Genomic DNA, 22,717 nt, shown 5'->3' with positions numbered 1-22,717 from the left:
TCCTTCGACTCACTTCGTTCGCTCAGGATGACCATGTAGGCGTGATGACGTTCTATAAGGGTGACTGCAGTTGGGTAGGTATTTTATTATATTTTTTGGAATAAATAGGTTAAATATAGGTCAGATCCTTCGACTCACTTCGTTCGCTCAGGATGACCATGTGGGCGTGATGACGATCTATAAGGGTGACTGCAGTTGTAAGAGTTTTTTATAATCTCTACAAAAAATAAAAAAACCGTACTTAATGTACGGTTTCTAATATGTAGCCATGCACCTCTTATTGAAAGGCTAATCAATACGGTACCCATGGAGCCAGCTCCACCCAGGCACCCTCACGGCACACAGAATATCTTACTTAGTGCTGCTTCCGTCAAGACCTGACACGGTTCATAAGCTCCTGTTGCGTGAGACCCAAGTTTCAACACCGCTTTCATGGGGCAGTCTACCGATTAAACAATCCTCCAAGAGGAATTCAATCCTGCTGTAGCGAATTGCAGGTTACAGGACATCGCTAATTTCCCATCTAGCATGGCATGGCGCAGGGAGAGGGATTTGAACCCTCGATACAATTTCTCGTATACACGCTTTCCAGGCGTGCACCTTCAGCCACTCGGTCATCCCTGCATGCTTACAGACTTATATTATACTTGAATATTTAAAAAAAAGCAAGGTTTTACCCTTGCTCTTAATCCTTTATTTAAGTTTTTTTAGTCCAACTCTTTCTCTTTTTATGTCGATGGAGATGACTTCTACGTTTACTATATCTCCGACGCTTACTATATCTTTTGGATGCTTTACAAATCCTTTTGACAGGTTGGAGATATGGATGAGTCCTTCTGAATGGAGTCCTATGTCTACGAAACATCCGAAGTCGACTACGTTTCTGACTGTGCCTTTTAGTACGTCTCCGATTTTTAAGTCTTCGATGGTTAGTATGTCTGATTTTAAGAATACTTCATCTAGGTCTTCTCTAGGGTCTCTACCTGGTTTTTTGAGTTCTTCTAAGATATCTCTTAGGGTGAATAGTCCAACTCCTAGTTCTTTTGCGAGTTCTTCTGTGGCTTCTTCTGTGCCTTTTAGTTTCTTTGCGATTTCGTAGGATTCTGGATGGACTGCTGTGGAGTCGAGGATTTCTTCTCCGTCTAGGATTCTTAGAAATCCTGCTGATTGTTCAAATGCTTTTGGTCCTAGTCCCTTTATATTTTTTAAGTCTTTTCTGCTGTTGAATCTGCCTACTTCGTTTCTATATTTTACGATATTTGTTGCTACGGTGTTGTTGATTCCGCTGACGTATTTAAGTAGTGGTACGGATGCTGTGTTTAAGTTAACTCCTACTGTGTTTACGCAGGTTTCCACCACGTCGTGAAGTTTCATGTCTAGGTTCTTTTCGTTTAGATCGTGTTGGTACTGTCCAACTCCTATGTGTTTTGGTTCGATTTTAACTAGTTCTGCTAGTGGATCTTGGAGTCTTCGTCCGATGGAGATTGCGCCTCTTACGGTTACATCTAGGTCAGGGAATTCTTCTGTGGCTTCTTCTGATGCGGAGTAGATGGATGCGCCTGCTTCACTTACGATGGTCCAGGACACGTTTAGTTCGTTTTCTCTTACGAAGTCTGCTACGAATGATTCTACTTCCCTCGATGCGGTTCCGTTGCCTATGGCGATGACGTCGATGTCATTTCTATTTATAAGTCCCATTAGTTTCTTTTCAACTTGGGTCTTGTCGCCTTTTGCCCCTGCTATGAAGAGTACGTCGTGTTCTTTGAAGTTTCCTAGTTTATCTACTGCTGACGCTTTGGTTCCGGTTCTGATTCCAGGGTCTAGTGCCAACACATTCTTATCTTTAAGTGGTCTTATCATAAGTAGATTGTGTAGATTTTCGCCGAAGAGTTCTATGGATGCTGTCTCTGCTAGTTGGGTTAAGTCGCTTCTGATTTCTCTTTCTATTGATGGCATGATCAATCTCTTTAGTGAGTCTTCGATGATTTCTGTCTTTAGTTCTTCCAATGTGTGGGAATTGATGTAGGTGGATTTGATATTTGAAATGATGATATCCATTGGGCTTACCATTTCAACTTTTAACACATCGTCTTTTTCACCACGATTGATTGCGAGGGTGTTGTGGAATTTTAAATCCTTTATCTTTTCTTCGAAGTCATAGTACATTTCATAGACATGATTTTCTTCTTTTTTCGTGGTCTTTAGGCTAGAGAATCTCCACACGATCTTCTTGATCATCTCTCTTATCTTGCTAGAGTCGGAGATATTTTCTGCTTCGATGTCCTTTGCTCCTTGGAGGATTTCTTCCACTTCTAGTTCGTCTTCTGGATGTTCTATTTTAAAATTCTTTATAGCTTCTAGTATTTCTTCTAAATTTTTTTCTTCTGCAATCATGTTTGCAAAGACTTCGTAGCCTCTTTCTCTTGCGATGCTACCTCTGGTGTTTCTCTTAGGCTTGTAAGGTCTGTAGATGTCTTCTAGGGCAGATAGTACATCTGCTGCGTCTATCTCAGCTACTAGTTCTTCTGTAAGCTTTCCTTGGCCGTCTATTAAGGATTTGATCTCTTCTTTTCTCGCTTCCAAATTTCTAAGATATGTAAGTCTCTTTAGAAGATTTCTAAGCTCTTCGTCGGTTAGTCCGCCGGTTACTTCTTTTCTATATCTGGAAATAAATGGAACTGAATCGCCGCCATCTAGAAGTTCGATGGTGGGGATAAGTTTCTTCTCATCTATATTGAGTTCCTTTGATAATTTCGTTATAATACTCATTCTTCACCTCTTTTTATATTTTAACATATGTGAAAGATATATCAAAATAATTTAAATTACCCGTTGTAAAAACCAAATTTTAGGATAATTTCCATAATATTTTAATATTTAGTTTAATTCTATACTTTTATGTGGTAAAATATTTAAATATTAATGACAACGGGGGAGTTAGTATGAATAAAAATAGAAATAAAAATATAATTATCAGTGGATTTGCATTATTCTCAATGTTTTTCGGAGCAGGAAACCTGCTTTTTGCACCTGCCCTCGGAGAGGCAATGGGTAAGGCATTTATCCCTTCAATGATTGGATTTATAACCGCTGGGGTTGGTCTGGTTATGATGGGAGCCATCGCTTCTATGAAGGCTGGAGGCAGCATCCTCGAAGCGTCAAGAATAGTAAATCCAACCTTTGGACAGATATTCTCCACCGTTACAGTCCTCGCTATCGGACCTGGACTTGCGATTCCTAGGACGGCGGCGACCACCTACGAAGTAATCTCCAAAGGACTTATGCCGAATCTATCTCCAGTACTTTCAAGTACAATATTTTTTATCCTTGTGCTTTTGTTTGTTTACAGACCTTCAAAAGTAGTTAGCAACTTGGGAAGATTCTTGACACCGGCACTTTTAATAGTTCTTGGAATTATCATCTTTAAAGGATTTATACATCCGATTGGAACACCGATAGATAAGGGAATCGTAGGTGCATTTGGAATTGGATTTGAAGAGGGATACCAAACAATGGACGCTCTTGCAGCACTGATCTTTGCGAGAATAATCTATGACGATTTCGTAACGAAAGGCTACAGCGATAAAAAGGAAATCCTAGGCATGACCATCAAATCTGCCATAATAGCAGGAGTAGGTCTATCAGTTATCTACATCGGTCTTGTGTTCATAGGAGCATCTGCCAGTGGAGAAGGTATTTCAGATCTAGGAAGAACAGAGATGCTTATCCATTTAACGGAAAGACTTCTAGGAAAATTTGGAAATATCGCCCTTTCACTTTCTATGGCTCTTGCATGTCTAACTACTGCAATCGGGCTTACTGCCTATGTAGGAGAATATTTCAGCTCACTATTTAAAAATAAAATATCCTACAATGTGATCATACTCATATCATCAGTATTTGCAGCTATCACATCTGTAAGGGGAGTAGACAATATAGTTGCAATCTCAGCACCGATTCTTGTTGCTCTATATCCAACTGCCATAGTTATCATATTTTTAAACACATTTATCGAACACCTAGGTAAGAGGGGAATCGTAATCGGATCCATAATAGGATCACTGATTCCTGCAGTAAACACGATTTTAAATTCAATATTTGGAAATATAGATATATTTAAACCTTTAGAAGATATCCTACCAAAATCACTTGTGGTATTTTCTTGGGTAGTGCCAGTTGTGGTGTTGGCGATAATATTTAATATAATATACAAAGGAAAAAAACAAACCGCATAAAAAAAGGTGGTGTTGCAGAAAGATAATTATTCTGCCACACTACCTTTTTTATTTTTTGAAAAATTTTGGTTGTATAAATTTATTTTTTAAATATCTTATTTGCTCCATAAAAAAATAGGACCTAAGTCCTATTTTTAAATAAATATTAAGCTTCTGGTTGAGCTGCTCCTGTAGGGCATACTGATGAGCAAGCGCCACAATCGATACATTGATCTTGATCGATTTCGTAGATTGCACCTTCAGAAATACAGTTTACAGGACATTCTGGTTGACATGCGCCACAAGCGATGCATGCATCTGTAATAATATGAGCCATTATAGCACCTCCATAAAATTTTATACCTTTTACTGTCTTTAGTATAACACTAGAAAATAGTTTTATCAACTGCTATTTTCAAAATTAATAAACCTAGTAAATCGCTATGATATTGAAATATAGCCATTTATAGCGAAAATATTCCGCTTGTGTGATTATAATCAAATTCTAAATGATAATGAGATTATCTAAAATTTAACTAAGATTCATTTAAAAAAAATAATTTTTTCTATGATAAAATAGAGTTATGGATAAAAAAGATTATGTACCGGGAACGGATATAGAAATATTTCAAAGGGACGATAGATTTAAATATACGACGGATTCCCTAATCCTAAGTTCATTTGCAAATGTAAAGGGGAAGGTATTGGATGCAGGATGTGGCAATGGAATCCTAAGCCTTCGCGTATTAAATAGGGCAAGGGAAGTGGTCTCTGTGGATATGGAAGAGATCTACACAGACAATTTAAATAGAACCATCGAACTAAATAATTTAAAAAATATAAAGGTAGTTAACTCCAAGATAGAAAATTTGGAAGGATACTCTGGATACTTCGACACCATCATCACCAATCCACCTTACTTCACCGATAGAACTGCCATGGAAGTTTCAGAAGGTAGGGAGCGTCACACAGAGGACATCTACATATTTATAAAGGCCCTCTCAAAATATTTAAAGTATGGGGGAAGGATGTACATGGTATTTCCAAGCCTTCGTCTTCAAGAGATAGCGGTCTATCTAAAAGAGTTAAATCTCTACATCAAGAGAATTAAATTTATAAAGAAGGACATATCATCTAAGTCAAATATAATGCTACTAGATATTAGGCTCGGCGGTGGATATAATTTGGAAGTGCTACCGGACTTCTATATGTACGAAGACGGAGAAATGACTGAAGAATTTAGAGCCGTTTACAGAAATGAGGTTATGAAATGATTTATTTTTGCCCAACTCCAATTGGAAATTTGGAAGATATAACCCTTAGGACATTAAATGTTTTAAAGTCAGTGGATATTATCTGCTGCGAGGATACGAGAAATTCCATAAAACTTTTGAATAATTTTGATATAAAAAAAAGACTTATCGCCTACCACAAGTTCAACGAAAGACAGAAGGTGGACGAACTTATAGAACTTTCAGAGAAGAACGATATAGCGATCATCTCTGACGCAGGGATGCCGGGCATCTCCGACCCAGGATTTATCCTTATGAAAGAACTAATCGACAGGGACATAAAATTTGAAGTTCTACCGGGAAGCACAGCGTCCATACTTGCACTACTATACTCAGGATTTTCAACGGACCATTTCTTCTTCTACGGATTTTTAGATTCCAAAAGGTCCAAGAGATTAAAAGAATTGGAAGATTTAAAAGAACTCAAGTTTCCGATAATATTTTACGAAGCACCACACAGAATTTTGGAAACCTTGGAGGATATGAGAGAAGTCTTTGGAAGTAGAGAGATTTCCATTTCTAGGGAACTTACAAAGATGTTTGAAGAACATATAAGGGGAAGTATCGACGAAATTTTAGAGATGGACTTAACCCTTAAAGGTGAGTTTGTAATTGTGGCGGATGGTTACGAAGAAGAAGAGGTAGAAGTAAATATAAAGGCTGAACTTGAAAAGAAAGTGGCTACTGGAATGAAGATGAGTCAGGCGATTAAGGAAGTGGCGAAGGAGTTTGGTCTAAAGAAAAACGATGTGTACAAGGTGAGTTTAGAAGATGAATAAGGGAGTAGAATTAGAATCTCTAAGAAACGAGATTAAAAGCGTCGGAAAAATCTTGGAAGACAGGTATCGAAAAATATTTTCACAGGATAGGGATGAATTTAGAAAAAAACTCGTGGAGCACACTGGAGAAATTGTCGAACTTCCAAAGCTAGACGAAAAGAAAATTGTAAAATTTAAAAATCTAGTTGGAATAGATGGCTCCTACAACAAATCCGGAGGAAACTTTCCCCATTATATAGAACTTTATAGGGCATTGGGACTTCGTTTTGACAAGGAATCTGTGGTGGTAAACGAAATATTTACACCACTACTACAAAACACCTTGGAAGAAGAAAACAATATGAAGAAGAGACTCGCTGAGATTGAGCTTAACTGCGCAATTGAGTCCATAATGAAGCTAAATCCAAAATATATTATGATGGACGGAGGACTAATTAGGTACAACTTAGATGCGAAGGACAAGTTCGAAGAGCTTTTGGAAATAGTGGATGAGAAGGACATAGTTCTATTTGGAGTGGTCAAGGATGTAAAGACCGATTACATCAGAAGATCCTTTGACTGGGATGAGTTTTATTATGACAGAGAGCTTATGTTTGGAATTTTACAAAAAGGCGAGGCACTACTTATAAATAATAGTGTAAATAAAAAGTTTAGCTACAGTTTAACCTCAGCATTTTTGCGAAGCTCCACCTATCCTGGAGTAATTGGAATAGATGTGTACAATAGAAATAAGACGGAACTCACAGGCATTGCATCCTTAGTCTACACATTGACGCCAGAAAATTCCAGAGGAGTGCCATACTTTTTAGATATAGTCGATAGCGAAGTTAAGATAACCAATATAATGATGGAATCTCTTTTAAAAGATAACTTGGACAGAGGTTACTACGAAAGATTTTTCGTAAGTGAAAGAGATAAAAGGAGTATGAAATGATAAAAGTAGTTGGAATAACCACTAACAATACATTTTATGTAGGCAGCAAGGAGAGAAACTTCAGGATGAATGAGTTTCTTGCCATAGACGATGAAGCACAGGGCAGGCTTCTCGGAGAAGTGGTGGAGGCTCAGACCTACAATAGATTTATACCACTGGATATAGGCGGAGATTTCGTGGATAGCTCGGTTCTCATAAGTCTTAAGAGTTTGGGATACGACCTATCAGAAGATACAATCTACATCGCAAAGGTACGACTCTTAAAGGAAGCGAAGTATCCAGTGCTAACAGGCTCTGATGTAAATATCCCGTCCTTTGAAGAACTAAAGCCGATCATTGCGAAGACATCGAGGGAAAAGGGACTTACCATTGGAATCATAAAGAACACAGAAGTTTTGTATGACGAAATGGATGAGGAACTAAAAGGAGTACTGGAAACTTTTGAAGAAGAAAAGACAGAACCACAAAAAGACGTGCCATTTATTTTAAATATAAATTCCATGCACGAATACCCTCACATAGGAATATTCGGTGGCTCCGGATCAGGTAAGAGTTTCGGACTAAGGGTGCTTCTAGAAGAACTTATGAAGAAAAAAATCCCAACCATAGTTCTAGATCCGCACTATGAAATGGAATTTGGCGACAGTTCCAATTACGATTTCAAAGATAAGTACAATAAATTTATGGTGGGAAGAGATATTGGCGTGCAGTTTAGCGAAATAAACGGAATGGAGCTTAAGATAATGCTCTCAGCCGTATCAGATTTAACAGAATCCATGGAGGCGACTGTTGATATCATCCATAGAAAAGGCGGTACTGCAGAAGGCTTAGAGGCTCTCATTGACAATTTAATTGAAGCTATCGACCTTGGAAGGGATAGCATTCAAAAAGAAATCGAAATGGCAAGCGGGGAAGAATTGTCCCACTATGTGCACCTAGAAGATTTACTAAATAAGTACGAAAGAAAAGTAAATATAATGTCCCTTAGAGGTATCGGCTGGAGATTAAAACAACTTATAAACCAAGGCATCTTCAATAGAAATATAGATCTTCTATTAAATTCACTAATGGAAGGAAAACTTGTAGTGGTACAAGGCTCAACAAAACTTATAAATACATTTAGTACCTATCTTTTAAATAAGACATATAGATTAAGACGTGATTACAAGGACTCACTTTCAGTGGGAGGAAATGCAGATTATTTCGTACCATTTATAATAGTTACCGATGAAGCCCATAACTTCGCACCGAAGGCAATCCCATCACCAACCAAATCAGTGCTTCGAGAAATCTCTCAAGAGGGTAGAAAGTACGGAGTCTTTCTTGTGCTTGCAACCCAAAGGCCGACCTTGCTGGATGAAACTATAACCGCACAGCTTAATACAAAATTTATATTTAGAACCGTAAGGGCACAGGATATAGATACCATTCGTTCTGAAACGGATATCAGCCCAGAAGAATCTAAAAGACTTCCATACTTAACCACAGGAGATGTATTCGTATCATCAGCAGAATTAGGAAGGACCCAGTATGTGAGAATTAGAAAGGCGGACACAACAAGCCCACACAAAGAAAATCCATTTGACGAGTTAAAGACTATGAGAAATAAACTCAGGGAAGATGAATTTAAAATAGTGGAGGACTATCTTCCAATAGAAGAGACAAATCTCATGATGACAGCGAAAAATATATCTGCATCTAAGGGATACGATTTATCGGTAGAAGATTTAAAGGGGATTCTAGAAAGGCTAGAAGAATCAGGACTTGTAGTAAGAGAAAAAGGCTTCCTAGGGGATAAGTATTTAAGAAAAGAAAATTAAATTTTCTTGGATAGAATAAAATGTAAAGACGATATATTAACGACAACGACAGAAGTAAAAAATAAAATAAAAGATAAATAAAAGATATAAAATCGAAATAGAAATACAAATTTATAGGACAAAATATAAAAGGCGAGGGCAACCTCGTTTTTTATTTGTAACTTGTAACCGCACCGGTTAGACCTGAGTTCCGTATATCTTTAGCGATGAAAAACAAATAAAAAGACTTCAATTTAAAAATGGTTTGTAAACACAAAAAATAAATAATAAATTAAAAAATAAAAATCTTACTTGGATTTCATTTCACATTTCAAATAAAATAGGCATAAAAAAAACCTCTCATTTGAGAGGTTTTTTAAGCGCCAATTTGTTATTGAGCTACTGCTCTGTCTTTTGAAGTTACTTCTATACTGTATAGTCCGAAGTGTTCTCCTTCAACGTATGGTCTGTAGTCAAAGTGTTTAACTCTGTTGTTGATTACAATCCAGTCAGTTGAGAATCTTGTTGGAATGTATGGAACTTCTTCCATAGCGATCTTTTGGAATTCTTTGTATGCATTTGTTCTGAATTCTTCATCTAAAGCTTCGTTAGATGCGATCTTCTTAAGAACTTCTTGCATTTTTGGAGAAGTGTATCTTGGTAAGTTAAACTTAGCTCCTTCTCCGAAGAATCCTGATGGGTCTGGGTTAGATCCAGTGTTCCATCCAGCCATGAATGCATCGATTTCAGGATCGTCTTCGTCGATCTTATCATAGAATACGTTGAAGTCCATTAGTCTGTCGCCGTAAAGTTTTACGTTAAGACCAATTTCTTTCCATTGTTGCATATAGTATTGAGATAGTGGTTCAGCTGTTTCTCCACCTGCCATGTGAGCGAAGTTGATTACTAGAGGTTTTCCATCTGGAGTTTCTCTGAATCCGTCTCCGTCAGTATCTTTGTATCCTGCGTCATCAAGAAGTTTCTTAGCAAGATCCATGTCAAAGTAGCATCCCTTTACAGATGGGTCATAGATTTGTCCAAATGCTGGTGGGATTGGAGAGTTTGCGAAGTAAGATAATCCGTTGAAGAATTTTTGTCCGATTGAATCGTTATCAATAGCATGTCCCATTGCTTGTCTTAAAACTGGGTCAGCCATCTTGCAGTTTGGATCATATATAACTTTTCCTTGATCAGCATCCCATTTACCAAGTTTGAATCCTAGGTAGTTCCAAGAAAGTCTTGGTACACCAACAGTTTTAACGTTAGATAGATCTTTAACGTCTCCGTAGATGTCGTTACCAGGTCCTAGGTAAATATCGAATTCTCCAGCTTTCATAGAAGCTACAGCTTGAGCTGATGGAAGAACTCTGATTTCAAGGTTTTTGATTTTTGGAGCTCCCCAGATGTAGTGTTCGTTAGCTTTGAAAGTAACAGATTCACCAGGAACTATATTAGTTACATAGTAAGGTCCGTATGAAAGAGGGTTCTTTCTAAGAGCGTCGCAACCAGCAACGTCTTTCATAGCAACACCTTCGTATTGTTTTGCGTTTACATATTCAAATTGAAGTCCGCCACCCCAAAGGATTGAAGGGTAGAATTCTTTAAAGTGAACGATAAGTTTAGAATCGTCAACTTTTTCAAGTCCTGAGATATGATCAGCTTCGCCTTTGTTGTATTCGATTGCTCCAACTACGTTTTGAGTGTCTTCGTCAAATCTTACTGATTTAGAGTCCATGATGTAGTCTTTGTTACATACAATTTCGTACATTTTGATGATATCATCAGTAGTTACTTGGTCACCATTGTTCCATTTGAACTTAGGATTGATTTCTGCAGTAGCAGTTTTTGCTTTTGCATCAAATGTCCATCTTACTGGAACTTCATCTTTTGGATTTTGGTTCATTTCGAAGTTAGGTCCACCTGCTGAAGCACCGTTCATAGTATAACCTAAGATGTTAAAGTCAAGATCATCTTGAGCTAGTACTCCGTTTAGTACTCCCTTAAAAGTAGAGTCAGAAATAAGAGCTACTCTTAATGTGTCGTCAGCTGCATCAATTACGTCTCCGTCATTGTCGATAACAGCTTCCATATTTGGCTTTGATCCTTCTTGTTGTGCGTCTCCTGCATTGGCTTTGTTGCCGTTAGCTTTATTTGCTCCACCATTACCGCAAGCAGTAAGAATAATAGCAAATGCTAAAAGTAGTGAGACTTTTTTTAGGATATTTTTCATTACTTACCTCCTGTCATCCTAATCTTTGTCTTGCGTCAGATGCACGGCGCAGTGCTTGTCCGACATAATTTATACATAACATCAAAAACAATATTGTTAATGATGCAGGTACCCATACATAAGGTTTATCTTGTATGATTTCTGGCTTACTTGCAAGGGCTATAAGTGTACCTAGTGAAGGAACGTTAGCTGGTAGTCCGAAACCTAAGAATGAAAGTGAGGTTTCAATACCGATGTTTCCTGCAAGGGCTAGAGTTGAGTCAACTATAAGGATTGATGAAATGTTTGGAAGTATTCCACCGTACATAATCTTAAGGTCGGATGTTCCCATAGTCTTAGATGCATTTACATAGTCACGTCTACTTTCTGATAGGGCTTTAGATCTTACAAGTCTTGCAGTTCCTATCCAGTAGAAAGCTGACATTATTAAAATTAAGCTCATAGCTGAGAAGTTTTTAATCATTGTTACAAGTACAATAATTATCATAAGAACTGGTAGAAGTGATATAAAGTCTACAATTCTCATCACTACAGAGTCAAATTTGCCTCCATAATATCCAACCATAAGACCTACGAAAAGTCCTACAAAAGTTGTTATAACTGTTACACCGAATCCGATAAGAACTGAGTTACGAGCACCTACTATTGTAAGAGCCATTACACTACGTCCACCGGAGTCTTTTCCAAACCAAGTCCAGAAGCTTCCGCTAGATGGTCTTGCGTATTTTTCAAATATATCTACTTTTACGATTAAATCTTCTGAAATGAAGAATGATGTGATAATTATAAAAGATAAGAATGCTACGATTAGCCAAAATGCAACTGTTGCAACTTTATCTTTTTCAAACTCTCTAAGGATAACTTTGAAACCCATTGGGTTTTCCATTTTTCCTTCTTCGAGTTTCTTCATATCTATTGCTTTTGATTCTTTTGCTTCATTAGGAGCTATCTCTTTTTTGTTTTTATCCATGATGGTAGCCTCCTATTCTATTCTTATTCTTGGGTCAACGATACTCATGATGATATCAGAAAGTAGTGAACCAAGTAAGTTTAAAAATCCATATAGCATTACTAACGCATTTACAACAGAATAGTCACGAAGTAGTATGGCATCTATAAATAAGTTACCCATACCAGGATAGTTGAATATTCTTTCTGCAATCATTGATCCTCCAAGAAGACCAGTGATTTGGAATCCGAAGAATGCTGCTATTGGTAGAAGAGAGTTCCTAAATATATGATGTGAATATACTTTTTTCATAGGTACACCCTTTGATCTAGCTGTCTTAACATAGTCTTGTGTCTTAGCGTCTATGATTTCGTTTCTTAGATATTGGATAGTACCAGTTGTTGAAAGTACAGCTATGCATCCCGCAGGCATGATAAGGTGCTTCATTCTATTTAAGAAGTATGCAAATGTGCCTTTGGCTATGTGAGGATCTACAGAACCCATTGTTGGTAACCATTTAAGTACATAACCAAATAGTAAAAGTGTAAATAGGTATAGTACAAATGATGGCATTGCGTATGAAATGAAGTTATATAGAATAACTCCTTTATCAAACTTAGATCCTGGGTTTCTACCAGCTTTAATTCCTAATGGAAGAGCAATTATATAACTTAGAACAGTTGCAAATAGTGCTAATGCAAATGTGTTTGCAGCTCTTGCACCGATTACTCTAGTTACAGGTTGCTTATATTGGAATGATTTTCCGAAGTCGCCTTGTACAGCTTTTGAAATCCATCTCCAATATTGTTGATACCATGGGTCATACCATCCAGATTCACGTCTGATTTGTTCTAGTACTTCTGGTTTAACATTTCCACCAATTGATCCAGTAAGTGCGTCTCCTGGCATTTGTTTAGCCATGATGAAGATTAATAAACTCAATATAAATAATTGAGGGATCATTAGAAGCACTCTACGTAAGACTGTTTTCCACATTATTTCTCTCCTCCTTTAAGTGCGACAAAGTGAGTATCAGAAATTTGTGTCAATGGATATACCTTATTATTGCTATCATAGTAAAGATCATATTTTTCATCATATTCTTTTTCTACTTCGTCTCTTTGGCGTTTAAGTTCTTCTTTTAATGTAGGGTCAGTGTCAGGAATAGAAGCGATAAGTTTTCTTGTGTAAATATGTTTTGGATTGTTATAAATATCTTCTCTTGTTCCTGCTTCTACGAATCTACCTCTGTGCATTATATAGATGTAGTCACACATATGTCTTACAACTCCTAAGTCGTGGGAGATGAATATATATGTTAGATTGAAATCTTTTTGAATTTTCTTCATGTAGTTTAGTACTTGAGCTTGTACTGAAAGGTCAAGTGCTGAAACTGGTTCGTCTGCAATTATTAGTTTTGGATAACAAGCAACTGATCTTGCAACCCCGATTCTTTGTCTTTGACCACCAGAGAATTCGTGAGGGTACTTGTATATTGCTTCTTTAGCCATACCTACAATTGCAAGTAGTTCTAGAACTCTTTCAAATTCTTCTTCTTTATTTAAGTTTTCGAAGTTTCTAATAGGTTCTCCTATAATATCGATAACTCTTTTTCTAGGGTCTAGTGAACTCATTGAGTCTTGGAAGATCATTTGAACGTCTTTGTTATAGTGGATAGACTTTCTAACTGATTTCTTAGTTACGTCATGTCCATTGTATAGGATTTCTCCTGATGTAACATGTTCAAGACCTACAATGGTTTTACCAATTGTAGATTTACCAGATCCTGATTCTCCGATAAGTCCAATAGTCTTACCTTCGTCTATAGTCATGTTTACGCCGTCAACAGCATATACATAGTCTATAATTTTATTGAAAAATCCACCACGAATAGGGTAGTGAACCTTTAAATCTTTTATTTCTATTAAAGCCATATTACACCTCGTAATCAAATTTAAAATGTTTGTAGCATGTACATCTTACAAAGTGTCCTGGTTCAGCTTCGTGAAGCTGTGTAATCTCTTCATGTTCGCTTTCTGGAACCCAAGGAATTCTAGGTGCAAATCTACATCCTGTACGAGGTAGATTTACTAGTGAAGGAACCATACCTTGAATAACGTGTAGTTCTTCGTTTTCTGAATCCTTTTGAGGGATAGAATTTAGAAGAGATCTTGTATATGGATGTAAAGGATTTTTAAATAATTCATTTACATTTGCAAGTTCTACAATTTCTCCAGCATACATTACAGCAACTCTGTCTGCCATTTGCGCTACGACACCAAGGTCGTGGGTGATAAGTATAATACCTGCGTGCATTTCTTTTTGTATATCAAGCATAAGGTCTAGTATTTGTGCTTGAATAGTTACGTCAAGAGCTGTTGTAGGTTCGTCAGCTATCATAATCTTAGGCTTACATGCAAGAGCTATAGAGATAATAACTCTTTGTCTCATACCACCAGAAAGTTCGTGAGGATATTGCCTCATTATTCTCTTTGGATTTTCAATTCCAACTCTGGTTAAAAGCTCTTCTACTCTAGCCATTCTTTGCTCTTTAGTCATATCAGTGTGATAGATAAGGGCTTCTTCGATTTGATCTTCAATTCTTTGAAGCGGATTAAGAGCAGATAGTGGGTCTTGGAAAATCATACCGATTTTTCCACCACGGATTTCATTGTATTTATCCTCGTCGTATTCCAGAATATTTTCACCTTCGAAAATAACTTCACCAGATACTCTAGTGTAATTAAAATCGTGAAGTCCCATTATAGTTGTAGCAAGAGTGGATTTACCACATCCTGATTCTCCAACTATCGCTAAAACTTCATCTGGATACAAGGACAAATTAACATCGTCTACGGCATCGTAGTAGTCGTCTTTGATTCTGAAAGCCGTATGTAGGTCTTTCATCTCAAGTAAAACTTCTTTGTCCATTTAATTACTCCATTCTTTTTTTAAGTTGTGTTTATTATACCATAATTATGTATGGTAAATAAAGTTTTTAAAATTTTATCTTAAAAACTATGAAAGAAAATTCACATAGAATTTCTAACCTTATAGTAATCATTATAATGAAAATCTTTTCATAAAGCAATAAAAGTTTCATGGAATGTAACAAAATCTCCATATTTATAGTATGCAATAGATTACCTATGTATTTTAAATTTGTATTTCTTCTAATTTTCACAAAATGGTTTGAGAAAAACAATTTTTTTGTATAAAATATAATTAGTTATAACGGAGGTAATGATGGAACAGAATGTTTATTTAGATAAAACAAAATTAGATGAAATAGAAAGTATGGTAAATTCTCTTATAGAATCTATGGATATAGATGGAATGAAGGCAAGACTTAGAGACTTAAATGATAAACAAATGGAAGAAGGTTTCTGGGACGATACAGAGTCTGCTCAAAAAACTATAAAAGAATTTAATCATTATAATAGAAAGATTGAAAACTTAAAAAGCTTAACAGATGAAATTTCTTCTTTAAAAGATCTTCTTGAAATTATGGAAATGGAAGGAGACTATTCAAGCTACAAAGATTTCAAAGATGATCTTACAAAACTTGAAAAGCATGCAGAAGATTTCAAGATTGCTACACTTTTAAATGACAAATATGACGACAACGATGTAATTCTACAGATCCATGCGGGAGCAGGTGGAACCGAAGCACAAGACTGGGCATCGATGCTTCTTAGAATGTATACGAGATACTGTGAACAGAAAGGATTTTCTGCAGAGATTTTGGACCTACAAAAAGAAGATGAAGCTGGAATCAAATCTGCAACTCTACTTATAAAAGGAGACTCCTGCTACGGATATTTAAAAGGAGAAAAGGGCGTTCACAGACTCGTTAGAATTTCTCCTTTCGATTCAAATAAGAGAAGACACACATCATTTTCTTCTGTGGATGTCTATCCAGAACTTGAAGATGTTGAAGATGTAGATATAAAGCCAGAGGATTTAAAGATTGACACATACAGATCTTCGGGAGCAGGCGGACAACACGTAAATACAACAGACTCTGCCGTAAGAATAACTCACATTCCAACGGGAGTAGTAGTTCAATGTCAAAATGAAAGAAGTCAAATTCAAAACAGAGAGACTGCTATGAAACTTCTAAAAGCAAAACTTATATCTCTTGCTCAAGAAGAACAGAAGGAAGCTATAGAAGATCTATCTGGCAACTATTCGCAAATAGCTTGGGGAAGTCAGATAAGATCCTATGTTTTCCAACCATATACAATGGTAAAAGATCACAGAACAAACGAAGAAGTTGGTGATGTGGAGTCTGTTATGGATGGAAATTTAGATCCTTTTATAAACGCATATTTACAATCTAAGGTAAAATAATAAAAATATTTGATATTTTATTTATAAATATGTTGACAAAATAAAAACTAACTGATAGAATGGACCAGTATTGAAAGTAGAGCTCGCACTCTCACCTTACGCCGATGGAGGTTTAAGGTAAAAATTATCGAGATATTTTTGCGGGCTTTTTGCCCGCTTTTTTAATTTATGGAGGTGCTACAATTATTAAAGAACTTCAAATCAACGAAGCTATTAGAGAACAGGAAGTAAGACTTATCGACGAAGATGGAGAACAAATAGGAGTTGTCTCAAGAAGACATGCTCTTGATTTAGCAATTGAAAAGAGGCTTGATCTAGTTAAGATTGCGCCACAGGCTAAACCACCTGTTTGTCGTATCATGGACTATGGAAAGTACAGATACGAACTTATTAAAAGGGAAAAAGAATCAAAGAAAAAACAAAAGGTGATTAGTATAAAAGAAATCAGATTTACACCAAGTATCGAAGATCATGATTTAAGAACAAAGGCTAATCAAACTATTGGTTTTTTAAAAAGAGGAGATAGGGTTAAAGTTTCTGTTCGTTTTAGAGGGCGAGAGCTTGGACATACAGAATTAGGACGTGAAGTTCTAGATAACTTTGTCGAACTCATATCCGACAATGGTGTAGTAGATAAAAAACCAAAGATGGAAGGTAGAAGCATGGTTATGTTTCTAAATCCAAAGAATGAAAAGGAACAATAGGAGGATAATATGGCTAAGATGAAAACCCATAGAGCGTCAGCGAAGAGATTTAAGAGAACTGGCTCTGGAAAAATAAAGAGATTTTTTGCATTTAAAGGTCATCTTACAGGAAAGAAGACATCTAAGAGAAAAAGAAAATTAAGAAAATCAGCAGTAGTATCTAAAGGCGATCAAAGAAGAATTGATCACATGATTCCTTAATATAGGAGGTAGAAATGAGAGTTAAAAGAGGCGTTAACGCTAAGAAAAGACATAAAAAAATATTAAAACAAGCCAAAGGATATTTTGGAGCAAAATCTAAATTATTTAGACCAGCTAACCAAGCTGTTATGAAATCTCTTAACTACCAATTCTTCGGTAGAAAGCAAAGAAAGAGAGACTTCAGACAACTTTGGATCACAAGAATCAATGCAGCTTGCAGACAAAATGGAATGAGTTATTCAAAATTCATCGCTGGACTTAAAAAACATGAAGTAGAAATCAACAGAAAGATGCTTTCTGAAATTGCTATAAATGATCCACAAGGCTTTGCAAAGCTTGTTGAATTAGCTAAAAACTAAGAGTTCCCCTTGTGGGAACTTATTTTTTTTAAAAAATATTATGACGAAAATATACGAGAAAATAGTTAAGAATGCTCCTTTGTTTTTAGGGATGTCATTCTTAATAGTAATCTTAATTGGTGCAACACTTCTAAGCCTTCCCATTGCATCTGTGGATGGAAACTCTGTAGGTTTTGTAAATGCATTCTTCACAGCAAGCTCTGCCACTGCAGTAACGGGACTTGTAGTAGCAAACACAGCAACACAATGGACGATGTTTGGAAAAGTTGTAATCATAACTCTAATTCAAATAGGTGGTCTAGGGACAATTACTTTATTTTCAATTGCAACAGTCCTACTTGGTAGGAAGATATCCCTACAACAGAGACTTCTTGTGAAGGAGCAACTTAATATAACCTCCATGTCTGGAATAGTAAAATGGGTTATATACGTTACGAAGATTACATTTTTAATTGAATTTACTGGAGCTTTGCTTTTAAGTTTTTCTCTAATTCCAAAATATGGATTTAAAACTGGAGTTTGGTATTCTATATTTCATGCGATATCAGCATTTTGTAATGCGGGATTTGATCTCTTTGGAGATTCAATTGTGTCATATAGTGGAGATATCTATATAAATATGATTATATGTGGTCTAGTTATCCTGGGAGGACTTGGATTTTTAGTCTACATGGATATTTATAATGCAGGAAGTTTTAGAAAGTTGAAGGTACATTCAAAAGTTGTAATCACAGTATCTGCACTTTTATTATTTGCAGGGACAATTGCAACGCTTTTAATAGAGTATAACAATTCTCTAAGCATTGGAGAATTTGGTTTTGGACACAAGGTGCTAGCTTCTTTTTTCCAATCAACAGTTACTAGAACCGCTGGATTTAATTCCATAGATATAGGACAAGTTCACGATGCGACGGCAATTATATACATTTTTCTAATGTTTATTGGAGGAAGTCCTGCATCTACAGCCGGTGGGCTAAAGACCACAACATTTGCAGTTATGGTTTTTTCCACCATAGGAATGGTTAGAGGAGAGCATGATATAGTTATATTTAATAGAAAGATAGATAAAGAAGTAATACTTAGGGCGCTTGCAATAACCATTGTCTGCATCTCCCTTGTCATTACTGTTACGATGGCTGTTGCTATTATAGAGCATGACAGGTTTGAATTTTTGGATATATTATTTGAATCTGTAAGTGCATTTGGAACCGTAGGTATGACTAGAGGAATAACTCCTCATCTGTCTGACATTTCAAAAGTAATCCTTGCATTTACGATGTTTATAGGAAGAGTTGGACCTACAACACTTGCGGTAGGTCTTATGAAGACGAAGCCATCTAGTATTAAGTACGCATCAGGGAAAATATTGGTAGGGTGATAAAATGAAATCATATATAGTATTTGGTTGTGGAAAGTTTGGATCTTCTGTTGCGAAGACACTTTCTGAACTTGGAAACGAAGTAATGATTGTGGATATAAATATGGATTCCATAGAGGAAATTGCAGATTACGTAACCACGGCGATACAATGTGACGTGATGGATGAGAATGCCACAAGCGAAATGGGACTTAAAAATTTCGATGCGGCGGTAGTTGCAATAGGAACCAATTTCGAGGCTGCAATCATGTCCACAGTCCTTGCAAAAGAGGCGGGAATTGAGTATATAGTAGCGAAATCTACTAGCAATAGACAGGCTCTTATACTTAAAAAATTGGGAGCAGACAAAATAATATTTCCAGAAAGAGATATGGGCGTGAGAGTTGCACACAATTTAAGCGCATCCAACTTGATGGACTTCATACAACTTTCTCCAGACTATTCAATTGCAGAATTTTTATGTCCAGTTACTTGGATAGGTAAGACTTTGAAACAACTAAATGTTAGAAATAAGTACAAAGTTACAGTTCTTGCAATAGAACGCGGAAATGATGATATACAAATAGATCCTCATCCGGATTCAGCTCTTCAAGAAGGAGATGTGCTAGTGCTACTAGGCAAGGATGAAGATTTAAAAGACATCGAAAAAATAACTAGTTAATAATTTTAAGATCTTAGATGCATCATTTAAGATCTTTTTTTTCACAAAAATTTTAAAATTATGATTGTTTAAAATTTGATTATCAAGTAAAAAATCGGGTAAACTTATAAAAGAGGTGATAATAATGATTACATTAGAAGCAATCGACTACGTTATAAATATGACTGGAGCAGAATTTAGCGATGTAAGAATAGCGCTTATCGACGCAGATGGAGATGTGGATCGCGCTATAGAACTTATAAAGGAAAGAAAACAATTTAGAAAATTTGATAAAGAACATAATGATAGTGAATTTGAAAGTGAAGCAGAAGAAGTATTCAAAGATTTTCAAGATAAATTTACAAAGTCTGCAAGCAAAACTTTTGGAAATTTACAAGGAAGCGTAGAAGATATAATCGAAGCGATAAAAGAAATCTTTAGAAAAGGAAACGCTAGAAAATTACTTATCGAAAAGAATGGAGAAACTGTACTTCAACTATCTCTTACTGCATCAATAGTTGCAGCTATTGCAGCACCGATTGCGGCAGTTTTAGGACTTGGTGTAGCTTATTCAAATTCATATAAATTCCTAATCATGATGGAAGATGGAACAAGCATCGACGTAGAAGAATATATTAAAAGCAAGACTAAATCAAGTAAAAATGATTCATCAGATGGCGAAGAAGAACAAACTATCATAGATGAAGACGAAGAAGATAAATAAAATTATTTTTTAGTAGCTACTAACTGGTAGCTACTTTTTTTATTGTTTAGAAAAAATTATTAGTGAAAAATTTTAAAAAAAGTGCTTCATGTAACAAGATTAGAGTATTTGTTGATAATACTGCTACTATTCTGATATAATAGATGTAATTGGAGGTGAGCTTATGCCAGCAATCATAAATAGTGAAAAAGGTGCTGTAGTAATTGAAAACAATGTAATCGCAACCATAGCAGGGATGGCCGCTATGAAATCCTACGGCATAGTAGGCATGGCTTCTAAAAGTGCAACTGATGGACTTTTGGAACTACTAAAATTTGAAAATATTTCTAAAGGAATAAAAGTTTTAACTGAAGACGATAAATTAATGATAGAAATCCACGTAGTATTAGAATATGGAGTAAGAATATCTACTGTTGGAGAAAATGTAATCGACAATGTTAAGTTCTATATCAAAGATTTAACTGGTATTGAACCTTACAATGTTGAGGTTATAGTTGAAGGAATAAGAATTAAATAAGAGGTATGTATGACTAATAAAAATATTTCACTTAAGTCATGTATTAATGGCGCGGTGAATTTTCTTTTAATGAACAAGGACCATGTAAATACCCTTAATGTCTTTCCTGTTCCTGACGGGGACACTGGTACTAACATGGGTCTTACATCTAAATCTGCCTTAAAGCAGGTTAACGAACTACAATCTGATGACGTTTATGAAGTAGCTCTTGCGGCTTCTCGTGGTTCTCTTATGGGAGCCAGAGGAAACTCAGGGGTAATTTTATCCCAATTTTTAAGAGGTTTTGCCGAAGGGCTTAAAGATAAAAAAGTTATAACTAACAAAGATTTTGCAAAGGCTTTGAAATCTGCATCAGACACAACCTATAAAGCTGTAATGAAACCTACTGAAGGTACAATCCTAACTGTAGGTAGAGAGACAGCTGATTTTGCTATGAAAAATTATAGCAAGTACGAAAATATTTTAGATTTTATGGAAGATATTGTTAAGGCTTCTAAAGAATCTTTGGAAAGAACTCCAGAAAAACTTCCTGTATTGAAAGAAGCAGGAGTGGTTGACTCTGGTGGAGCTGGTCTTGTATATCTTTTCGAAGGAGCGCTTAGAGCTCTAAGGGGAGAAGTAATCGAAGTTGCAGGAGAAGATGAAGAGCTTAAAAAGAAAGAGCAGAAAGAAATTTCTTTTGACGATTACGACAAAGATTTGGAATTCGGTTACTGTACAGAATTTGTTATAAGAACAGATATTGACGATACAGATGAATTAAAAAATAAATTGATGCCGCTAGGAGATTGTCTACTAGTAGTAGGTGGAGCAGGAACTGGAGTTATAAAAGTTCACGTTCACACAAATAATCCTGGTAGAGCACTAGAATACGCGGTAGAACTTGGTCAACTTCAAGATATAAAGATCGATAACATGAGGTACCAACACAAGGAAACTCTCTTCGATGAAGCTGAAGTAGAAAAAGCTAGAAAGAGCAATATAAAGAAAAAATATGCCATAGTTTCTGTTTCCATGGGAGAAGGAATAAACGAAGTCTTCAACTCACTAAATGTTGACTATATAATTGAAGGAGGACAAACCATGAATCCTTCTACAGAAGATTTCTTAAAGGCAATTGATAGTTTAAATGCCGATCACATAATACTTCTTCCAAACAACTCAAACATAATTCTTGCTGCTAACCAAGCTAAGGAACTATCAGACAAGGATGTGTATGTAGTAGAAACTAAATCCGTTCCACAAGGTATAGGAGCGTTATTTGTACTTGATGAAGAAAAAGATCCAGAAGAAAATATAGAAAATATGAAAGAAGAATTAAATCATATTAAGACTGGATCTGTAACCTATGCTGTTAGAGATACCACTTCAAATGGTTCTCAAATCAAAAAAGATCAAATAATTGGCCTTACCGGAAAAGAAATCGAATCCTTTGGTGATGATTTAGATGAAGTAACTGAAAAACTCATCGAAAAAATGGTGGACGACGAATCTTCTGTCATAACTCTATACTATGGAAATGGACTTGAAGAAGAAGATACAGAAAATCTAATGGATAAGCTAGAAGAAACATACGATGAATTGGATGTGGTGTTCGTAAGAGGAGCGCAACCACTATACTATTACATCTTATCAGTAGAATAG

21 protein-coding genes, 1 tRNA gene and 1 other RNA gene are annotated in these 22,717 nt (G+C 36.0%); 14 read left to right on the top strand and 9 right to left on the bottom strand.

Features of this window, described 5'->3' with window-relative positions; genetic code table 11:
- Positions 1 to 266 precede the first annotated feature (266 nt).
- The 3 genes from ffs to HMPREF1252_RS01565 all read right to left on the bottom strand — a co-directional run bounded on the left by ffs (position 267) and on the right by HMPREF1252_RS01565 (position 2,769).
- Positions 267 to 532: signal recognition particle sRNA large type (gene ffs / locus HMPREF1252_RS09450), an RNA gene on the bottom strand.
- 2 nt (positions 533 to 534) lie between these two features.
- Positions 535 to 624, bottom strand: a tRNA-Ser gene (locus HMPREF1252_RS01570).
- 69 nt (positions 625 to 693) lie between these two features.
- Positions 694 to 2,769: a Tex-like N-terminal domain-containing protein gene (locus HMPREF1252_RS01565; protein ID WP_023059128.1), complete on the bottom strand. Its 2,076-nt coding sequence runs from the start codon at positions 2,767 to 2,769 to the stop codon at positions 694 to 696.
- Positions 2,770 to 2,942: 173 nt separating this feature from the next.
- On the opposite strand from HMPREF1252_RS01565, the gene brnQ reads away from it, so the two are divergent.
- Positions 2,943 to 4,235, top strand: coding sequence for a branched-chain amino acid transport system II carrier protein (brnQ, locus tag HMPREF1252_RS01560; RefSeq protein ID WP_023058945.1), 1,293 nt, complete (start codon positions 2,943 to 2,945; stop codon positions 4,233 to 4,235).
- 145 nt (positions 4,236 to 4,380) lie between these two features.
- Here the strand turns inward: brnQ and HMPREF1252_RS01555 are convergent, their stop codons facing one another.
- Positions 4,381 to 4,551: a DUF362 domain-containing protein gene (locus HMPREF1252_RS01555; protein WP_023059108.1), complete on the bottom strand. Its 171-nt coding sequence runs from the start codon at positions 4,549 to 4,551 to the stop codon at positions 4,381 to 4,383.
- Between the two features lie 247 nt (positions 4,552 to 4,798).
- Here HMPREF1252_RS01555 and HMPREF1252_RS01550 point away from each other — a divergent pair, with 247 nt between their 5' ends.
- The 4 genes from HMPREF1252_RS01550 to HMPREF1252_RS01535 are packed head-to-tail and all read left to right on the top strand — an operon-like array spanning position 4,799 to position 9,039.
- Entirely contained in the window at positions 4,799 to 5,488 is a 690-nt protein-coding gene (locus HMPREF1252_RS01550) for a tRNA1(Val) (adenine(37)-N6)-methyltransferase (RefSeq protein WP_023059074.1), read from the top strand.
- Positions 5,485 to 6,285: a 16S rRNA (cytidine(1402)-2'-O)-methyltransferase gene (gene rsmI / locus HMPREF1252_RS01545; protein WP_023058970.1), complete on the top strand. Its 801-nt coding sequence runs from the start codon at positions 5,485 to 5,487 to the stop codon at positions 6,283 to 6,285. The genes HMPREF1252_RS01550 and rsmI overlap by 4 nt, the downstream gene beginning before the upstream one ends.
- On the top strand, positions 6,278 to 7,219 hold the full coding sequence (locus HMPREF1252_RS01540) for a DNA double-strand break repair nuclease NurA (RefSeq protein WP_023058986.1): 942 nt from the start codon (positions 6,278 to 6,280) through the stop codon (positions 7,217 to 7,219). Before rsmI ends, HMPREF1252_RS01540 begins: the two co-directional genes overlap by 8 nt.
- Positions 7,216 to 9,039, top strand: coding sequence for an ATP-binding protein (locus tag HMPREF1252_RS01535; RefSeq protein ID WP_023059085.1), 1,824 nt, complete (start codon positions 7,216 to 7,218; stop codon positions 9,037 to 9,039). Before HMPREF1252_RS01540 ends, HMPREF1252_RS01535 begins: the two co-directional genes overlap by 4 nt.
- A 370-nt stretch (positions 9,040 to 9,409) precedes the next feature.
- On the opposite strand, the gene HMPREF1252_RS01530 is transcribed toward HMPREF1252_RS01535, so the two are convergent.
- The 5 genes from HMPREF1252_RS01530 to HMPREF1252_RS01510 are packed head-to-tail and all read right to left on the bottom strand — an operon-like array spanning position 9,410 to position 15,128.
- Positions 9,410 to 11,248 (bottom strand): oligopeptide ABC transporter substrate-binding protein, encoded by a 1,839-nt coding sequence (locus tag HMPREF1252_RS01530; protein ID WP_023059016.1) that lies wholly within the window; start codon positions 11,246 to 11,248, stop codon positions 9,410 to 9,412.
- Positions 11,249 to 11,261: 13 nt separating this feature from the next.
- Positions 11,262 to 12,218, bottom strand: a complete 957-nt coding sequence (locus HMPREF1252_RS01525) for an ABC transporter permease (protein WP_023059042.1) — start codon at positions 12,216 to 12,218, stop codon at positions 11,262 to 11,264.
- Between the two features lie 12 nt (positions 12,219 to 12,230).
- Entirely contained in the window at positions 12,231 to 13,193 is a 963-nt protein-coding gene (opp4B, locus tag HMPREF1252_RS01520) for an oligopeptide ABC transporter permease (protein WP_008901809.1), read from the bottom strand.
- The gene (locus tag HMPREF1252_RS01515) at positions 13,193 to 14,131 is read right to left on the bottom strand and encodes an ATP-binding cassette domain-containing protein (protein WP_008901810.1); all 939 of its coding nucleotides are present in this window, start codon (positions 14,129 to 14,131) and stop codon (positions 13,193 to 13,195) included. The genes opp4B and HMPREF1252_RS01515 overlap by 1 nt, the downstream gene beginning before the upstream one ends.
- Position 14,132: 1 nt before the next feature.
- On the bottom strand, positions 14,133 to 15,128 hold the full coding sequence (locus HMPREF1252_RS01510; protein WP_023059039.1) for an ABC transporter ATP-binding protein: 996 nt from the start codon (positions 15,126 to 15,128) through the stop codon (positions 14,133 to 14,135).
- Between the two features lie 315 nt (positions 15,129 to 15,443).
- Between HMPREF1252_RS01510 and prfB the strand changes: the two genes are divergently transcribed.
- From prfB to HMPREF1252_RS01465, 9 genes are all read left to right on the top strand, one after another.
- Complete coding sequence (prfB, locus tag HMPREF1252_RS01505; RefSeq protein WP_023058982.1) at positions 15,444 to 16,550, top strand: peptide chain release factor 2; 1,107 nt, start codon at positions 15,444 to 15,446, stop codon at positions 16,548 to 16,550.
- 149 nt (positions 16,551 to 16,699) lie between these two features.
- Positions 16,700 to 17,254: a translation initiation factor IF-3 gene (infC, locus tag HMPREF1252_RS01500; RefSeq protein ID WP_008901813.1), complete on the top strand. Its 555-nt coding sequence runs from the start codon at positions 16,700 to 16,702 to the stop codon at positions 17,252 to 17,254.
- A 9-nt stretch (positions 17,255 to 17,263) separates the two neighbouring features.
- A complete protein-coding gene (gene rpmI, locus HMPREF1252_RS01495) occupies positions 17,264 to 17,455 on the top strand; it encodes a 50S ribosomal protein L35 (protein WP_008901814.1) in 192 nt (63 codons plus the stop codon).
- Positions 17,456 to 17,469: 14 nt separating this feature from the next.
- Positions 17,470 to 17,814, top strand: a complete 345-nt coding sequence (rplT, locus tag HMPREF1252_RS01490; RefSeq protein WP_023059126.1) for a 50S ribosomal protein L20 — start codon at positions 17,470 to 17,472, stop codon at positions 17,812 to 17,814.
- Positions 17,815 to 17,854: 40 nt separating this feature from the next.
- The gene (locus tag HMPREF1252_RS01485; protein WP_023059013.1) at positions 17,855 to 19,192 is read left to right on the top strand and encodes a TrkH family potassium uptake protein; all 1,338 of its coding nucleotides are present in this window, start codon (positions 17,855 to 17,857) and stop codon (positions 19,190 to 19,192) included.
- A 4-nt stretch (positions 19,193 to 19,196) separates the two neighbouring features.
- On the top strand, positions 19,197 to 19,853 hold the full coding sequence (locus HMPREF1252_RS01480) for a TrkA family potassium uptake protein (RefSeq protein ID WP_023059056.1): 657 nt from the start codon (positions 19,197 to 19,199) through the stop codon (positions 19,851 to 19,853).
- A gap of 124 nt (positions 19,854 to 19,977) precedes the next feature.
- The gene (locus HMPREF1252_RS01475; protein ID WP_023059019.1) at positions 19,978 to 20,556 is read left to right on the top strand and encodes a DUF4342 domain-containing protein; all 579 of its coding nucleotides are present in this window, start codon (positions 19,978 to 19,980) and stop codon (positions 20,554 to 20,556) included.
- Positions 20,557 to 20,719: 163 nt separating this feature from the next.
- Entirely contained in the window at positions 20,720 to 21,073 is a 354-nt protein-coding gene (locus HMPREF1252_RS01470) for an Asp23/Gls24 family envelope stress response protein (protein WP_023059036.1), read from the top strand.
- A gap of 9 nt (positions 21,074 to 21,082) precedes the next feature.
- Entirely contained in the window at positions 21,083 to 22,717 is a 1,635-nt protein-coding gene (locus HMPREF1252_RS01465; protein WP_023059105.1) for a DAK2 domain-containing protein, read from the top strand.

Source organism: Peptoniphilus sp. BV3AC2, from assembly GCF_000478945.1.
Lineage (GTDB): Bacteria > Bacillota > Clostridia > Tissierellales > Peptoniphilaceae > Peptoniphilus_B > Peptoniphilus_B duerdenii.
The sequence above is the reverse complement of the archived record's forward strand: the minus strand, read 5'-3'. Positions and strand labels throughout refer to the sequence as shown.

Excerpts from the sequence above, each read along its gene's own strand:
- rpmI (WP_008901814.1), top strand. The coding sequence starts at position 17,264 with ATGGCTAAGATGAAAACCCATAGAGCGTCAGCGAAGAGATTTAAGAGA.
- HMPREF1252_RS01515 (WP_008901810.1), bottom strand. The coding sequence starts at position 14,131 with ATGGCTTTAATAGAAATAAAAGATTTAAAGGTTCACTACCCTATTCGT.
- rsmI (WP_023058970.1), top strand. The coding sequence starts at position 5,485 with ATGATTTATTTTTGCCCAACTCCAATTGGAAATTTGGAAGATATAACC.
- prfB (WP_023058982.1), top strand. The coding sequence starts at position 15,444 with ATGGAACAGAATGTTTATTTAGATAAAACAAAATTAGATGAAATAGAA.
- brnQ (WP_023058945.1), top strand. The coding sequence starts at position 2,943 with ATGAATAAAAATAGAAATAAAAATATAATTATCAGTGGATTTGCATTA.
- HMPREF1252_RS01530 (WP_023059016.1), bottom strand. The coding sequence starts at position 11,248 with ATGAAAAATATCCTAAAAAAAGTCTCACTACTTTTAGCATTTGCTATT.
- HMPREF1252_RS01485 (WP_023059013.1), top strand. The coding sequence starts at position 17,855 with ATGACGAAAATATACGAGAAAATAGTTAAGAATGCTCCTTTGTTTTTA.
- HMPREF1252_RS01480 (WP_023059056.1), top strand. The coding sequence starts at position 19,197 with ATGAAATCATATATAGTATTTGGTTGTGGAAAGTTTGGATCTTCTGTT.
- HMPREF1252_RS01475 (WP_023059019.1), top strand. The coding sequence starts at position 19,978 with ATGATTACATTAGAAGCAATCGACTACGTTATAAATATGACTGGAGCA.
- HMPREF1252_RS01565 (WP_023059128.1), bottom strand. The coding sequence starts at position 2,769 with ATGAGTATTATAACGAAATTATCAAAGGAACTCAATATAGATGAGAAG.
- HMPREF1252_RS01550 (WP_023059074.1), top strand. The coding sequence starts at position 4,799 with ATGGATAAAAAAGATTATGTACCGGGAACGGATATAGAAATATTTCAA.
- HMPREF1252_RS01470 (WP_023059036.1), top strand. The coding sequence starts at position 20,720 with ATGCCAGCAATCATAAATAGTGAAAAAGGTGCTGTAGTAATTGAAAAC.
- HMPREF1252_RS01525 (WP_023059042.1), bottom strand. The coding sequence starts at position 12,218 with ATGGATAAAAACAAAAAAGAGATAGCTCCTAATGAAGCAAAAGAATCA.
- HMPREF1252_RS01465 (WP_023059105.1), top strand. The coding sequence starts at position 21,083 with ATGACTAATAAAAATATTTCACTTAAGTCATGTATTAATGGCGCGGTG.
- opp4B (WP_008901809.1), bottom strand. The coding sequence starts at position 13,193 with ATGTGGAAAACAGTCTTACGTAGAGTGCTTCTAATGATCCCTCAATTA.
- HMPREF1252_RS01535 (WP_023059085.1), top strand. The coding sequence starts at position 7,216 with ATGATAAAAGTAGTTGGAATAACCACTAACAATACATTTTATGTAGGC.
- rplT (WP_023059126.1), top strand. The coding sequence starts at position 17,470 with ATGAGAGTTAAAAGAGGCGTTAACGCTAAGAAAAGACATAAAAAAATA.
- HMPREF1252_RS01540 (WP_023058986.1), top strand. The coding sequence starts at position 6,278 with ATGAATAAGGGAGTAGAATTAGAATCTCTAAGAAACGAGATTAAAAGC.
- HMPREF1252_RS01555 (WP_023059108.1), bottom strand. The coding sequence starts at position 4,551 with ATGGCTCATATTATTACAGATGCATGCATCGCTTGTGGCGCATGTCAA.
- HMPREF1252_RS01510 (WP_023059039.1), bottom strand. The coding sequence starts at position 15,128 with ATGGACAAAGAAGTTTTACTTGAGATGAAAGACCTACATACGGCTTTC.